At 41.0% G+C, this 12,539-nt stretch carries 15 protein-coding genes, 1 tRNA gene and 2 pseudogenes; 6 read left to right on the forward strand and 12 right to left on the reverse strand.

Annotated features, from left to right (window positions below):
- Nucleotides 1–53 precede the first annotated feature (53 nt).
- A tRNA-Arg gene (locus ACK1U4_RS01230) sits at nt 54–126 on the forward strand.
- A 14-nt stretch (nt 127–140) separates the two neighbouring features.
- Here the strand turns inward: ACK1U4_RS01230 and xseB are convergent.
- Both xseB and ACK1U4_RS01240 read right to left on the reverse strand, forming a co-directional pair.
- Nucleotides 141–335 (reverse strand): exodeoxyribonuclease VII small subunit, encoded by a 195-nt coding sequence (gene xseB, locus ACK1U4_RS01235; RefSeq protein WP_419399869.1) that lies wholly within the window; start codon nt 333–335, stop codon nt 141–143.
- Nucleotides 336–577: 242 nt separating this feature from the next.
- Nucleotides 578–1,102 carry a tRNA (cytidine(34)-2'-O)-methyltransferase gene (locus tag ACK1U4_RS01240; RefSeq protein ID WP_419399870.1) on the reverse strand — a complete coding sequence of 175 codons (525 nt, stop codon included), beginning with the start codon at nt 1,100–1,102 and terminating at the stop codon, nt 578–580.
- A 212-nt stretch (nt 1,103–1,314) separates the two neighbouring features.
- Here ACK1U4_RS01240 and ACK1U4_RS01245 point away from each other — a divergent pair, with 212 nt between their 5' ends.
- A complete protein-coding gene (locus tag ACK1U4_RS01245; RefSeq protein ID WP_419399871.1) occupies nt 1,315–1,455 on the forward strand; it encodes an entericidin A/B family lipoprotein in 141 nt (46 codons plus the stop codon).
- A 61-nt stretch (nt 1,456–1,516) separates the two neighbouring features.
- Here ACK1U4_RS01245 and ACK1U4_RS01250 read toward each other — a convergent pair whose 3' ends face one another.
- From ACK1U4_RS01250 to ACK1U4_RS01265, 4 genes and pseudogenes are all read right to left on the reverse strand, one after another.
- Nucleotides 1,517–2,206, reverse strand: a complete 690-nt coding sequence (locus ACK1U4_RS01250) for a TetR/AcrR family transcriptional regulator (protein WP_419399872.1) — start codon at nt 2,204–2,206, stop codon at nt 1,517–1,519.
- Between the two features lie 53 nt (nt 2,207–2,259).
- Nucleotides 2,260–2,634: pseudogene (locus ACK1U4_RS01255) on the reverse strand (endonuclease/exonuclease/phosphatase family protein); the annotation flags it as partial.
- Between the two features lie 15 nt (nt 2,635–2,649).
- Nucleotides 2,650–3,282 (reverse strand): endonuclease/exonuclease/phosphatase family protein, encoded by a 633-nt coding sequence (locus ACK1U4_RS01260; protein WP_419399873.1) that lies wholly within the window; start codon nt 3,280–3,282, stop codon nt 2,650–2,652.
- 485 nt (nt 3,283–3,767) lie between these two features.
- A complete protein-coding gene (locus ACK1U4_RS01265) occupies nt 3,768–4,898 on the reverse strand; it encodes a sulfate ABC transporter substrate-binding protein (protein WP_419399874.1) in 1,131 nt (376 codons plus the stop codon).
- Nucleotides 4,899–5,255: 357 nt separating this feature from the next.
- Between ACK1U4_RS01265 and xseA the strand changes: the two genes are divergently transcribed.
- The gene (xseA, locus tag ACK1U4_RS01270) at nt 5,256–6,722 is read left to right on the forward strand and encodes an exodeoxyribonuclease VII large subunit (RefSeq protein WP_419399875.1); all 1,467 of its coding nucleotides are present in this window, start codon (nt 5,256–5,258) and stop codon (nt 6,720–6,722) included.
- A gap of 93 nt (nt 6,723–6,815) precedes the next feature.
- Here the strand turns inward: xseA and ACK1U4_RS01275 are convergent.
- From ACK1U4_RS01275 to tusD, 4 genes and pseudogenes are all read right to left on the reverse strand, one after another.
- Nucleotides 6,816–7,835: pseudogene (locus ACK1U4_RS01275) on the reverse strand (transposase).
- Between the two features lie 215 nt (nt 7,836–8,050).
- Nucleotides 8,051–8,398, reverse strand: coding sequence for a TusE/DsrC/DsvC family sulfur relay protein (locus ACK1U4_RS01280; RefSeq protein WP_419399876.1), 348 nt, complete (start codon nt 8,396–8,398; stop codon nt 8,051–8,053).
- A gap of 25 nt (nt 8,399–8,423) precedes the next feature.
- Nucleotides 8,424–8,756 (reverse strand): hypothetical protein, encoded by a 333-nt coding sequence (locus ACK1U4_RS01285; RefSeq protein WP_419399877.1) that lies wholly within the window; start codon nt 8,754–8,756, stop codon nt 8,424–8,426.
- A 29-nt stretch (nt 8,757–8,785) separates the two neighbouring features.
- A complete protein-coding gene (gene tusD, locus ACK1U4_RS01290; RefSeq protein WP_419399878.1) occupies nt 8,786–9,193 on the reverse strand; it encodes a sulfurtransferase complex subunit TusD in 408 nt (135 codons plus the stop codon).
- A 149-nt stretch (nt 9,194–9,342) separates the two neighbouring features.
- On the opposite strand from tusD, the gene ACK1U4_RS01295 reads away from it, so the two are divergent.
- Nucleotides 9,343–9,654: a hypothetical protein gene (locus ACK1U4_RS01295; RefSeq protein WP_419399879.1), complete on the forward strand. Its 312-nt coding sequence runs from the start codon at nt 9,343–9,345 to the stop codon at nt 9,652–9,654.
- A 13-nt stretch (nt 9,655–9,667) separates the two neighbouring features.
- Here ACK1U4_RS01295 and ACK1U4_RS01300 read toward each other — a convergent pair whose 3' ends face one another.
- Nucleotides 9,668–10,084, reverse strand: coding sequence for a hypothetical protein (locus tag ACK1U4_RS01300; protein ID WP_419399880.1), 417 nt, complete (start codon nt 10,082–10,084; stop codon nt 9,668–9,670).
- Nucleotides 10,085–10,307: 223 nt separating this feature from the next.
- On the opposite strand from ACK1U4_RS01300, the gene ACK1U4_RS01305 reads away from it, so the two are divergent.
- Both ACK1U4_RS01305 and ACK1U4_RS01310 read left to right on the forward strand, forming a co-directional pair.
- The gene (locus tag ACK1U4_RS01305) at nt 10,308–10,529 is read left to right on the forward strand and encodes a (2Fe-2S)-binding protein (protein ID WP_419399881.1); all 222 of its coding nucleotides are present in this window, start codon (nt 10,308–10,310) and stop codon (nt 10,527–10,529) included.
- Nucleotides 10,530–10,797: 268 nt separating this feature from the next.
- On the forward strand, nt 10,798–11,574 hold the full coding sequence (locus tag ACK1U4_RS01310; protein WP_419399882.1) for a tetratricopeptide repeat protein: 777 nt from the start codon (nt 10,798–10,800) through the stop codon (nt 11,572–11,574).
- Nucleotides 11,575–11,672: 98 nt separating this feature from the next.
- Here ACK1U4_RS01310 and pgeF read toward each other — a convergent pair whose 3' ends face one another.
- Nucleotides 11,673–12,518 carry a peptidoglycan editing factor PgeF gene (pgeF, locus tag ACK1U4_RS01315; protein ID WP_419399883.1) on the reverse strand — a complete coding sequence of 282 codons (846 nt, stop codon included), beginning with the start codon at nt 12,516–12,518 and terminating at the stop codon, nt 11,673–11,675.
- Nucleotides 12,519–12,539: the final 21 nt, after the last annotated feature.

Genomic DNA, 12,539 nt, shown 5'->3' on the forward strand with positions numbered 1-12,539 from the left:
GGTGGGAGTTGGTATGATTTTGCAGTGGGTTTTATGCTAAAATAACGCTATATCCGCCCATAGCTCAACAGGATAGAGCAGTTGCCTCCTAAGCGACCGATTTGGGTTCGAGTCCCGATGGGCGGACTTTTATTTGTCATTTATTGCGTTTCAAATGCTTGATTTAACGCTTGTTCTACGGCATCAATGCGATTTTGGCATACTTTATAGGCATTGATAGATTCTTCGACAATATTCATCAGTTCATCAATATTTGGTTCTTGGCTGTTTTGCAGGGTTTGGGCGTTTTTTTGCAAAATGTCATAGGCAGTTTTAAAGTCTTGGGGTTGGGTCATGTTGTCACCTTGAATTGATTGGATTTCGTAAGGTATGTTTTACGCACCATTGAAAGTTACAGGGATAGGACTTACGTATTTAACCAAATCGTAGGTTGGGTAGAGCTTGCGATACCCAACAATTTCAATGGTTTATGTTGGGTGTCATTCTTCCACCCAACCTACAAATGGCATTTTTGCGTAAGTCCTATTTATTCTACTTACGCAAAAATTTATGGTTTTGCGTAAGTCCTACTATAGTATTATTTAGGGTCATACGGCACAAGGTTATCATAGCCGATACTTTGCCCTGTGTCGCCCCCAAAGCCCTGTTGTCGCCATACTTCAAACAAGGTAATCGCCACGCTATTGGATAAATTAAGGCTACGAGAGGTCGGCAACATCGGCAAACGTAGCCAATTATCCGCCCCAATGCTACTACGAATCTCGTCATCCAAGCCTGCGGTTTCTGAGCCAAATACCAACGCAATGTTTTTATTACTGCTAAAATCTTGGGCATATAGTGGCTGGCTAAGTTTGGTGGTCAGTGCCACAATTCGCTCAACGTGAGCCTGTTGCAAGGCATCTAGGGCAGTTTGCCAATCTTGATGCACTTGTACATTTGCCCATTCGTGGTAGTCTAGCCCTGCACGGCGGAGTTTTTTATCTTCTAGCTCAAACCCCAATGGCTCGACTAGATGCAACATCGCCCCTGTGTTGGCACATAAGCGAATAACATTGCCTGTGTTACTGGGCATTTTGGGATTGACAAGCACCACATGAATCATGGCTGACTTCCTTTTTACAAAAAATTAATAAGCTTTATGAATTTGCAATATTTTTTAACATATCAATGACAATTACTACTAAAACGTTACATTATCGCTATGGCGGTGTTGGCGACAAGCGGTTAAGATAAATTTACTAAAGGTTGCCATTTGATTGATGCGACTTTTATCAAAGCTTTATTTTAATCAAAAATCCAATTGAGGACAAACTTATGAAAAAATTAATCCTTGCTACGGTCGCTTCTGTATTCGTATTAACTGGCTGTAATACCATCAAAGGTTTTGGTCAAGATGTTTCAAAAACAGGCGATGCAGTATCAACCACTGCTCAAAAAGTTGAAAACAAAATGTAATTTTGATAAAAGAAAAAAACCCATCGACAATGCCGATGGGTTTTTTTATACACCAGAGGAATTAACCTGCTTTTGGCAAGTTTTCTGGTAGGTAGCAACGTAGGTAAGCAATCACTGCGGTGATGGCTTCTTGACGATAGCTGTCAGTAATTTTTTGCTCTGAACGGTATGCCAAGGTAAATACGCCATTCACTAGACCATAAGCCACCAATAATTGTTGTTTGATGGTGTCAAGATTTGGCATTTTATAATGGGCTGATAGTTTGTCATAAACCAAGTTACTGATTTCTTTTTCGATTTCGCTACCGAAAGCATTGCCTTCAAAATCAGGGGTGTTGGTTTCATAAATCAAACGAGCAACAGTTGGGTCAGCTTGAATCACTTCAACACCAGTATCAACCAATGCAGTGACGTAGGCTTGCCAACGGCTGTATTTTTGTGAGTCAACGGCTTCAAGTTTTTTGAAGATTTCCATCGCATTTAAGAAACGCAATGCCAAGAAAATCGCTTCAACATTTGGGAAGAAATGATAGGCTGATGCACGTGGAATGTCTGCTTTTTCACAAACATCTGCTAAGGTGATTTGGCTAATTGGACGTGTAGCACTTAACTCTTTGGCAGCTGCCAATAGTTTTTGACGGCGTAAACGACCTTGTTGGCTGGTGAATTTGAATTTATTGGGAACAAGACGACGGGCTAACTCTGAATCTGCCAATACATCTTCGATTTTTTCATCATAAGAACTTGCCATTGTGTACTCCTAGTTTAACAAAATACTGCTTTGACAGCAGTCACCACAAAAAACTAATGATTGCTGAGGGTATCGTATAACATGATTTGAGCTCTAACCAAACCGTGGTCGGTCGGACGCTGTTCATATACGAATTTTAGGTGGTCATTAAAATAATCGACCTGTAGCACCTCGCCTAAAGCGAATTTACTATCTTTTAAAAACTGTTCAGATACCAAAATCTGGTCTAATACTTCTGGCATCCCTTGATGAATGTGGGTATAAGCCACATCTCGTAACCAATGATTGCGTGTTTGCACCGAGGAGGCATCGTACAGCACAATATCTCGCACTGCTTTATCATAAAATACCTCGCCTGCCTCACTTAATAGCTGACATGTTTCGCTTTGTATCACGTCATTCATGTCACCCAATAAAATCAAGGGCTGATTATTATTACGTAATCACTCAATCACCACTTGGCGGATACCTGCCGCCTCTGAGGCTCGCATACATAAGCTACGTAATTTGGCACGCACTCGAATCAATGGGTCTTGTTTATCTTCTAACGGCTCGCCGTTGGCATCTTCCAAATAATCAGGGCGTTTGCTCTTGAGGTGGGCGACTATCACAGTCACCAATGCCCCTGTGGGTAAACGAATATCTGCGACCAACGGTGGACGATTAAAACTTTGATACAAACCAACATCTGGGATGTCCAGCACAGCGACCGAAGGCATTTGGGTTAATAATTCAGATTTGACAATCTCAAAGCGTGATACCAACCCCACCGAGGGTGTGCCTATCGCCCCATGACCCTGCGTCAGCGGACTTTGGGCTTGATTACTCGCCATTGGAAAGGCGACATAATAATCATCCATCCCTGCCCGATGACATAACTCAATCATCGCTTGCTCGTCCCACACTTCTTGGCAACCAATTACATCCGATTGCAATCGCTGAAATAAGGGAGCTAATGCCTCAATTTTGGCATGATATTGTTGCTCAGTATAAGCAGGCGTATTGTGATAAAACGTCCGATTGGGTAACGCAAAATTCAATAAATTGGCAGTTGCCACAATAAATGGTTTACTCACCCTACTATCCTCTTTTTAGATTTCCCGCTTTTTAGGCTTGGTCACGCATAACCCAATTAGACAATGTGCATTAGGGTTAATTCTGCTCGGCTTTCTACCATCAGTTTATCAAAAATTTTTATCAAACAATCGACAATATGTCGAAAAACAAATACATTATATCCTAATAATACTTATAAACCTACAAAAATTGGGACAAAAGGAGAAAAATGTTGGATAAACGAGATAAATCTGTAGTGATTGGGTGCATTATAATCAGACATATATCCATTGTCGAGTATTTTTTACAAAAAAAACTAATATTTGCCGATATCCTTACAATTAATAAGGCTTTTTTGTTGACTAACATCAATAAATATCACAGCTTAACAACTCTTCTTTTTTAGCAAATTGCAATAGCGTGTTAAAGTTGTGTTTTTTTCTTACTGCATCAAAACAAAAAAGCCAAATCAAATAGACTTGGCTTTGAGTAACATAAATAACGATTATTTCGGACTACTGGCAGGGGCGGTGGTGCTGTTAGGGTCAGCCAATTGGTCGAATAAGCCACCATCTTTAAAGAATTTGCCCATGATATCATCCCAACTCCCAAACACTTCTCGTGGGCGGAAGGTGTTAATTGGCGGTAACTTATCCGCATTTTTTGCCAAAATTTGCTCATTACTTGGGCGTAAATACAAATCTGCAGATAATTGTTGAGCTGAATCAGACCATAAACTATCCAAATATGCTTTAGCAACTTCAGTCGTACCTTTTTTATCGGTGACACTTTTGACAATCGCCACAGGATTACTGGCGGTCACGGTATAACTTGGATAAACGATTTGCACTTGACCTTGTCCGAATTTTTTCACTGCCAAATTGGCTTCGTTTTCAAAGGTCACTAACACATCACCGATTTGACGTTGTAAAAAGGTGGTGGTGGCAGCCCGTCCGCCATTTTCATAAACAGGCACGTTTTTTAGCAGTTTTTTGACAAAATCTTGGGCTTTGGTTTGGTCGTTATTAAAGCTGTGTAAGCCATAGCCATACGCCCCCAAAAACGCATAACGCCCATTGCCTGATGTTTTGGGGCTTGCCAACACGATTTGCACACCATCTTTGCTCAAGTCTGACCAATCTTTGATGGCTTTGGGGTTGTCCTTACGCACAAGGAACACCACGGTACTGGTGTACGGCACGGCTTCATTAGGGAACTGTTGTCGCCAATCTTGAGCGACCAAGCCTTTTTTGACCAATAATTCCACGTCCGAGCCTTGGTTCATGGTGACGACATCGGCTTGCAAGCCATTGGCAACGGCTAACGCTTGTTTGCTTGAGCCACCGTGTGACTGTTGGATTTCGATTTTTTTGCCTGCATTTTTGGCTTCAAAATCTTTGACAAAGGTCGGATTGTAGTCTTTATAAAAATCCCTTGCCACGTCATACGATACGTTTAACAGTTTGATATTATTAGGGTCGCTTGGGGCAGTGGCGGTTGAGTCTGTGGCAGAAGCGTTAGATTTGGCTTGTTGGGTAGGGGCTTTTGAGCAACCCACCAAAGCGGTGACACCCACAAGGGTGATACTGGTTAAAATTTGATTGGTTGATAGTTTTTGATTGGTGAAAATTTTCATAGTCATTCCCAAAGTGTCATATATTTTGGGCTATGTTAATCAAAATCTTATGCAAAAACTAATGGTGAGTTGGGTTATGTTTATATGATTTTGGAATATCAAAAACTGGAGTGTTATTGCAAATTGATAAAAATTGAGCTAAAAAACTGTTAAAATACTGCATTGGAAATCAGCTTTTTAAATGGTGCGTTACAGTGAATTAAATCAAAAATAAGACTTTAAATTTTGGGCGTATGCAATACGCCCCTACAAAAACTGTCTTATTTCTAGTTTAAACGACTATAAATACACCTTGCGACTGGGCGTACGCAATACGCCCCTACAAATCTATCTTATTGCTAATTTACTTAAAAAACCATGCCCACACCCAATCCAAAAACCCTCAAGACTATCGAAAATCTTATCAACAACCTTGATGACGATATGCTACTTGCCTTGCTTGACGATGCCGAAGATGCGGATAGCGAAACGCTCAATCGCCAATTACAACAAAAAATTCAGCAACAACTCAACCAACAAGACGACTACCAACACGCCCAAGCCGAACTACAAAACACCGTCTTGACCCTTGCCGACTACCTTAATGCCGTGCAACTGGTCGTCAGCGAAACCTTTGCCCATACCGTATGGGTCAAAGCCGAAATCCGTAGCCTATCGAGCAAGGGCGGTCACTATTACTTTGAACTGGCGGATAAAGACACCCAAGGCAAAATCACTGCCAGTTGTCGTGGCAACCTGTGGCGAAGTAACGCCCCACGGCTACTCAAAAAATTCGAGCAGAACACAGGTATGAGCCTTGATAAAGGGCTAAATGTCCTGCTCAATGTATCGGCGAGTTTTCACGCCCAATATGGCTTTGCCGTCACCATTCACGACATCGACCCGACCTACACGCTGGGCGATTTGGCACAGCAATACCAACAAATGCTCACCAAACTAATCGAAGAAGGCTTGTTGGATTTGAACAAATCCTTGCCGTTGCCATTTGATATTCAAAATGTGTTGGTTATCGCCCCAGAAAATGCCGCAGGATTGGGCGATTTTAGAGCCGATGCCGATGCGTTAGACAAGGCAAATGCCTGTCATTTTCATTACCAATATGCCACATTTCAAGGCAATCATGCTCCGCAAGAAATTCGAGAAGCCATCGTCAAAGGCTTAAAATCTTTGCAAAAACAAGGCTTTACCCCTGACCTAATTGTCATCATACGAGGGGGCGGTGCGGTTGGGGACTTGGCGTATCTCAATGACTATGAACTATCGGCATTGGTTGCCGAACTACCCTACCCTGTGTGGGTCGGCATTGGGCATGAGCGTGACCATGTGCTATTGGACGAGGTGGCTCAAGTCAGCTTTGACACGCCGTCCAAGGTGATTGCAGGGATTCGTAATCAGTTAATCAATGTCACCCAAACCGCAAAAAAGGCGTTTTTGGACATCGAAAAAATCACCAAACAATCGCTAAAACAAGCCAAACACGACAGCCAACAGCAATTTATTCGTATTGAAAATCTTGCTAAAAATCAGCTCAATTTGGCAAAACAAGCCAGTCATCAACAATTGCAACTGATAAAAAATGCCAGTTTTTATCAGGTCAAACAGGCACGCCAGCACACCGAGCAACTGCGGACGATGATTTTATTGCAAAATCCCAGTCATATCTTGGCAAAAGGTTATGCAATTGTGCGAAACTATTCCCCACAAGGAGATGGTAAAGTATTTACCAGTATAGATGATTTTGTTGAAAGCCAAGCCTTGATGATTGAAATGCAAGATGGCAAATTTGAGGCAAAAGTGATGGCAATTATACCCAAGTCATTGTAATACAAGCATTTTAGGATTTATGCAATTTTGTAAGGGCGTATTGCATACACCCAAAATTTCAAAAAATTATTTCTGATTTAATTCCCTTAGGACTTACGCAAACTTAACTGTAGGGCAACGAAGTTGCTCACAAATATAGTCATCAAGAAGCCCTTGCTTAATTTGATACATCGTTTTACCTAACTGACTAGCAAGTCTAGCAAAGCAGACCCAAACCAGCATAGCACAACAAGTATGATTACGCTGAATACGAGCCTTACGACACTGATTATGCTCAATACCTGTTAACTGCTTAATCTCTCGGTGAAACTGCTCAATCTTCCAACGAATGGCACACACCAATCGTGTGTCATCCACCGAATCTTGAGTGGTGTCATTAGTGACTATCCAATCCGTGCGTTTGTCATTAACCACAACCCGAAACAGTTGCACTTTGTAGTCTTTGGGAAAGCCATGTATTTTAATCAGTTTGCCGTTTTGTTGTTCTTGCTCTGTCCATACAAGCTGACTGACTTGTTTGTAGGGGTTTAACCCTTTTGAGTCATCCACTTTACGGTTAGACTTTAATGGGCAATAATAAATCTTTTTTAATCTATCTATGTACAACATGATGTCTTTGGTGGCATACCATGTGTCCATGAGAACGTATTTAAATTCTAGTTGTTTATGCTTGATGCTGTGTTTTAGCATATCTTATAAGTGGTCAAGTTTGCTTTTGCCGTCACTGGTTTTGTCATAGATGCGATAGTCAATTATCCAGTATTGATGAGTCTTTGGATTAACGTAAACACAGTTCACAATGCAGATGCCTTTGATTAATCCATGTGCGTTGCCATTGTATTGTTTGTTAACTAACTCGATTTTATGACTGTGATTTTTTTCGAGTATGCTGTCATCAAAGATAAGGTAGTCTTCTGGGTCTGTAATAATGTCATTTTTGACTTTTTCCCAAACTAGGCTTGGGGTTAGTCTGTCATTTCGCAGGTAACGATTTATGCGGTCATGACTTATTTCTTTGGGGTGATGCTCTGCATAGTAGGTGAGTGTGTAGTTGGTTTGGCTCACCATTAGGTATTGGCAGTAGTCTATGCGTGTGATTGATTTTTTTGTCATGCCTTATGCTACTATATTTTATTAGGACTTACGCATTTCACCAAATCGTAGGTTGGGTAGAGCTTGCGATACCCAACAATTTGAATGGTTTATGTTGGGTGTCATGCTTCCACCCAACCTACAAATGGCATTTTTGCGTAAGTCCTAAAAATGTTAAACAGGGCGTAAGCATTATGCCCCTACAGATTTGATTTTTGGGCTTGGCATCATGTGTGTTACAAACAATTGGCAGGTTTTGGCAACCCCGCAATGCGATTGACATGACGAGCGACCAAACCTGTGTTAAATAAGGTTTGTAATTTAGCATTATCAATTGCCAATTCTGGCAAGGCTTGGTTTAAAAACTTAATCAATGGGCGAGTGGTTGGTGGGTGGCTAAAGCGTTGGTAATACTCACGCACCACCAATAAAATGGCAAAATGCTGTTCGGTTAGTTCAATATCTAAGCTATCAGCAAGGCGTTGGGCGTGGTCAGTTGTCCAGTCCAAATGATTGTGTAAATGCCCGTCTTCGTCCAGTGATAATGCGGATAAAGGGTTGGATGGCGAGGTAGAAGTTGGCATAATGATAGTCAGTCTTTTTATCAAATTATAATGTTATTTGCTGTTCAAATACTGGCAAAGGTTCTGGCATTTCCATCACTTGGGTGAGCCATACAAGTTGCTTCTCATCAGCCAGTTTAGATAGTTGAATTTTTTGCCAAAGCTCGTGGGCTATCCACGCCTGTTGCAAATCATATAGCTCAAGCGAACTGAGCATATTTGCCAGTTTACCTGTCGGCTCTGCCATTACATGACTTAAAAAACCTTCGCCAAGTTTGAGTTGAATGTCATGCTCAAAACTTGCCAATGCCAACGCCAGTGATAGGGCTTCTTGGCATACTAGCCAGTCCTCTGAGGTAATATCCACAAAAATTTTCACAGCATTTCCTTACATCAACTTTTTATTTATCAAAACTGCACCAGTCGCTCACTGTGATGCAGGTGTATTGCCAATTCGCCCAATCCCATCAATTCACAATGATTTGCCAAATTATCGCCCTGTAAGCCATGACGTTTGGCATTGTCAGCATCAGTCACGCCACGAGCCAGACTTGCACTCACGCACACTTGCAGGGTGATATCATGCTGTTGGGCAAATTGTTGCCAATCATGGGCAGGGTTTGGCATATCCGCAGGTCGCCAACTTAGGCGATTGGCGAGCATTACCGCATCACTGTATAAAAAAATCTTGAGTGCGACAGGCGATTCACCTTGCCAATGCTGATAAAAATCCTTGGCAAATTGCAAGCCTTTAGCCGTACTGGGATGGTCGGGGGCATGGGTCAATAATAAAACGGTTGGGACAGAGAAGGTCATAAGTTTGGGACATGAATCGGTATGAATGTTTTGATATTTTAACAAAAAACCGCTGAATTAAGCTAGATTTTAAATCAATGCCTGTAAATTGTACGATGGAATCTGTTAAAATACCCACCCCAAACATACCCTACCATTTGAGGAAAACTATGTCATTGTCTAAAAGAGAGCAGATTGCATTAGAAGTTATGAAAGTTTTACTAAATCAAGGTGATACTGATGTGGTCGCTGATGCTTTTCGTTTGGCGGATGAGTTTTTATGGACCAGCGATTTGACCAGTGACGATGCCCCACAGTCCCTAAAGACCGTTGAGTCAGCCACTGGTAAAACCAATCAATCAGCTCAATCACCCACTTCAAACACTGAACAGCCAATCAGGCCTGCCACTGCCATAAGTGCGAATGCCACCACGCCATCACCCACCTTCCAAGTATTTAGCCATGATAAATCCAAGGCGTAATCCAATACGGCTGTTAAACATTTTTTAGGCGTTTGGCATTGGCATTGACGGTGCTATAAATCGGTTGCATGGCTTTTTCAAAGATTTTTAAGGTGTCATCGCTCAATTGCAACATCACACGCTCCATCGCAATCGGTTGCCCAATACTGAATTTTAACCAATTATCAAACATGGATTGGTTGAAGTTTTGTTGGGTAATTAGCGACTGAAGCATCATTTGTTGCCATGATTCCAAAAATGCCCACGGTTTTTCCATAAACATTTTTTCAATTTCACGCATTTCTTTGGCATTGTCTAGAGGATTTTGTTGGCTAATCATGCTAATGCGTTTTTGCATGACTTTAGGGACATTCCACCCAAATTCTTCGGATTGATGATACAGTTTTGACGCTTTTTTATTGATTTTAGCCAAATTGGTAGAACGGTTCATAGCAACTCCAAATAAATTAGGTGGATGAAATGATAATGTGGTCGTTTTTTGAACAGTTGGCGTATTATACCCTACAAATAGGTCATCTGTGTGAAGGTAATATAATATTAATGTGCATTATAGTAGACTTATGTTAAAAAAACTTGGATGATAAATCTACTTGCAAATAATAATAATTATCATTATTATATGTATATTGATTTTATCCAAAAGGTGAAGACCAATGTTCGTTTGTATCTGCAATGCCGTCAAAGAAGCCCAAATTAAAGAAGCCATTCGTCAAGGGCATGATACGCTTGAATCACTGCAAAATGAGCTGGATGTGGCGACCTGCTGTGGTGGCTGTCAGCCGATGATTGAGGATTATTTGCAACAACACCATGATGCGGTGGCTATTTTTAATCCCAAGACCCATCAAACGCTGTATGAGCAACAAGTTGCCTAATGATAAGGCTTACGCATAATTTTTTTTGGTTGTATAAAAGGATTTTGGTTGTATAAAAGGATAGTGGTGTCTGATAGAAATTCTTGCTATAGTAAAACGCTTCAAAATAAGACAAATCCTAGCAAGATTTAGCTGTCTATTTGGCGTAACCCACGGAGTTTGATTGTATTATTCTTAAGCTTAATGACAATCATTTGATATTCAAATACCCAATATAATTTCAACCTGTGTATTATAAAAATGCGTAAGTGCCAAAAAAGGAAACATCATGCACAAACATCTACTTGCCATTCGATTGGCGATGGTTATTAGTTTAAGTTTTGCCATTATTCAACCTGGCTTTGCCAAAACCAAAATATCAACCAATGATACTGTGGTGCAACAAGTTGCCATACAAGGTATCAATGTTCGGTTTGAGAATAATCCCACCCTTGATAAACAAGCACAAATTGCCTTACCCCAAGCCAAAGAGCTGATGATGGCAAAGCAATTCGACAAAGCATTAGCCACTGTTCAGCCTATCATTGATAGCTATCAACAAAAATACGCTAATAGTAAAGCCCCTGTGTATAGTAGTCGAACAGTTGAACAAGCAAAAGTCATTACTCAGTTAGCGATTGATAAAAAACAAAAAGAAATTATTATCTTGCATGATGAATGGGTAACGGCATTGTATTTAAAGGGTTTTATATTAGTAGAAAAAAATCAACCATCGCAAGCATTAACCGCTTACCATCAAGCCCTTGAACTATCGCCTTTTAATTCTCAAGTGGCAAGCGAAATCGGGCATCTATTCCAAATTCAGCGAGATTGGCAGTCCGCAGGTGATATCTTTGAAATGGCATCACAATTTAGCGAGTTTTCGCCTGCTGGCAATAAAGATTTTGAGTATACCCGTGCATTGCGAGGTATGGCATTTTCTGCAACCGAACAAGGCGATTATGAAAAAGCCAAAAAATTGTACCAACAATGCCTAGAAATCAATCCCAAAGACAATGTCGCACGACAAGAATTGCAATATGTGCAGGCAAAGTCAAAAAAATAACGCTATTAAAAAATATAACGCCCAACCTACACGCTTGTATAAGCCCCCTACTTAAAATGTCAAACAGGGCGTAAGTATTACGCTCCTACAATTTTTGGCTACCCCTTTTTGATAATCAAAGTCGCCATCCGCCCTGTATTTGGCAAATTATCTTGGGTTTGTTTGCGATACGAATAAAAACGCTCATCGGCATAGCTATCCAGTCCACTTTGCATCACATTGGCTATGCCACAGGCGTTAAGTTGTAATTCTGCGACTTTGGCTAAATCGGCATAATAATGTCCTGTTTTTTCACTTGGTTTAAACAAAAGATTAGCTTGTGCCTCTGTCACATTAAGCACTGATAATATCGCATCTTTAACACGGTTATCTACTTCATAATTTTGCGATGCAATACATGCACCAACCCACGCTTGCCAGTTTTGTGTTACTTTATATAATTCGGTAGCTGTCAAATCTTGATTTTGTATATCAATTTGATGGGCCATTTTTTGAATGGTGTTAGCAATCACATTTTTTGCCAAACCTTGCCAACCTGCGTGTACCGCCCCAATTACCTCACCATTTTCTGTAGCTATCATCACAGGCACACAGTCTGCCGTCATAATTGCCAGTGCGACACTAGGCAATGTGGTGATATGAGCATCCGCCGATATGGGATGGGTATGCAACTGTTCGGTGACGTGATACACTTGATTACCATGTACTTGCGTGAGCCAATCAATCCGCTTGATATTGCGTGTGTCTGATGTTGATGGGTGGCTTGCTTGTTGTAGTTGTACCAATAAATCCGCTCGATGCTGATACACAGATTCGGCATGGTCGCCAACGTGCAAGCCCAAATTATAGCCACCATACGGCTGGGTAGCGGACACAGGCGACTCGCCAACGGTGGTTTGCACCACCAATACATTTGCATCTTTATGCAATACAAGATAAGACATGGTTTTTATCCAATTTTACGT

The sequence above is a fragment of the Moraxella sp. TY6 genome, from assembly GCF_048551375.1.
GTDB lineage: Bacteria > Pseudomonadota > Gammaproteobacteria > Pseudomonadales > Moraxellaceae > Faucicola.

Excerpts from the sequence above, each read along its gene's own strand:
- xseB (WP_419399869.1), bottom strand. The coding sequence starts at position 335 with ATGACCCAACCCCAAGACTTTAAAACTGCCTATGACATTTTGCAAAAA.
- ACK1U4_RS01240 (WP_419399870.1), bottom strand. The coding sequence starts at position 1,102 with ATGATTCATGTGGTGCTTGTCAATCCCAAAATGCCCAGTAACACAGGC.
- ACK1U4_RS01245 (WP_419399871.1), top strand. The coding sequence starts at position 1,315 with ATGAAAAAATTAATCCTTGCTACGGTCGCTTCTGTATTCGTATTAACT.
- ACK1U4_RS01250 (WP_419399872.1), bottom strand. The coding sequence starts at position 2,206 with ATGGCAAGTTCTTATGATGAAAAAATCGAAGATGTATTGGCAGATTCA.
- ACK1U4_RS01265 (WP_419399874.1), bottom strand. The coding sequence starts at position 4,898 with ATGAAAATTTTCACCAATCAAAAACTATCAACCAATCAAATTTTAACC.
- xseA (WP_419399875.1), top strand. The coding sequence starts at position 5,256 with ATGCCCACACCCAATCCAAAAACCCTCAAGACTATCGAAAATCTTATC.
- ACK1U4_RS01280 (WP_419399876.1), bottom strand. The coding sequence starts at position 8,398 with ATGCCAACTTCTACCTCGCCATCCAACCCTTTATCCGCATTATCACTG.
- tusD (WP_419399878.1), bottom strand. The coding sequence starts at position 9,193 with ATGACCTTCTCTGTCCCAACCGTTTTATTATTGACCCATGCCCCCGAC.
- ACK1U4_RS01295 (WP_419399879.1), top strand. The coding sequence starts at position 9,343 with ATGTCATTGTCTAAAAGAGAGCAGATTGCATTAGAAGTTATGAAAGTT.
- ACK1U4_RS01300 (WP_419399880.1), bottom strand. The coding sequence starts at position 10,084 with ATGAACCGTTCTACCAATTTGGCTAAAATCAATAAAAAAGCGTCAAAA.
- ACK1U4_RS01305 (WP_419399881.1), top strand. The coding sequence starts at position 10,308 with ATGTTCGTTTGTATCTGCAATGCCGTCAAAGAAGCCCAAATTAAAGAA.
- ACK1U4_RS01310 (WP_419399882.1), top strand. The coding sequence starts at position 10,798 with ATGCACAAACATCTACTTGCCATTCGATTGGCGATGGTTATTAGTTTA.
- pgeF (WP_419399883.1), bottom strand. The coding sequence starts at position 12,518 with ATGTCTTATCTTGTATTGCATAAAGATGCAAATGTATTGGTGGTGCAA.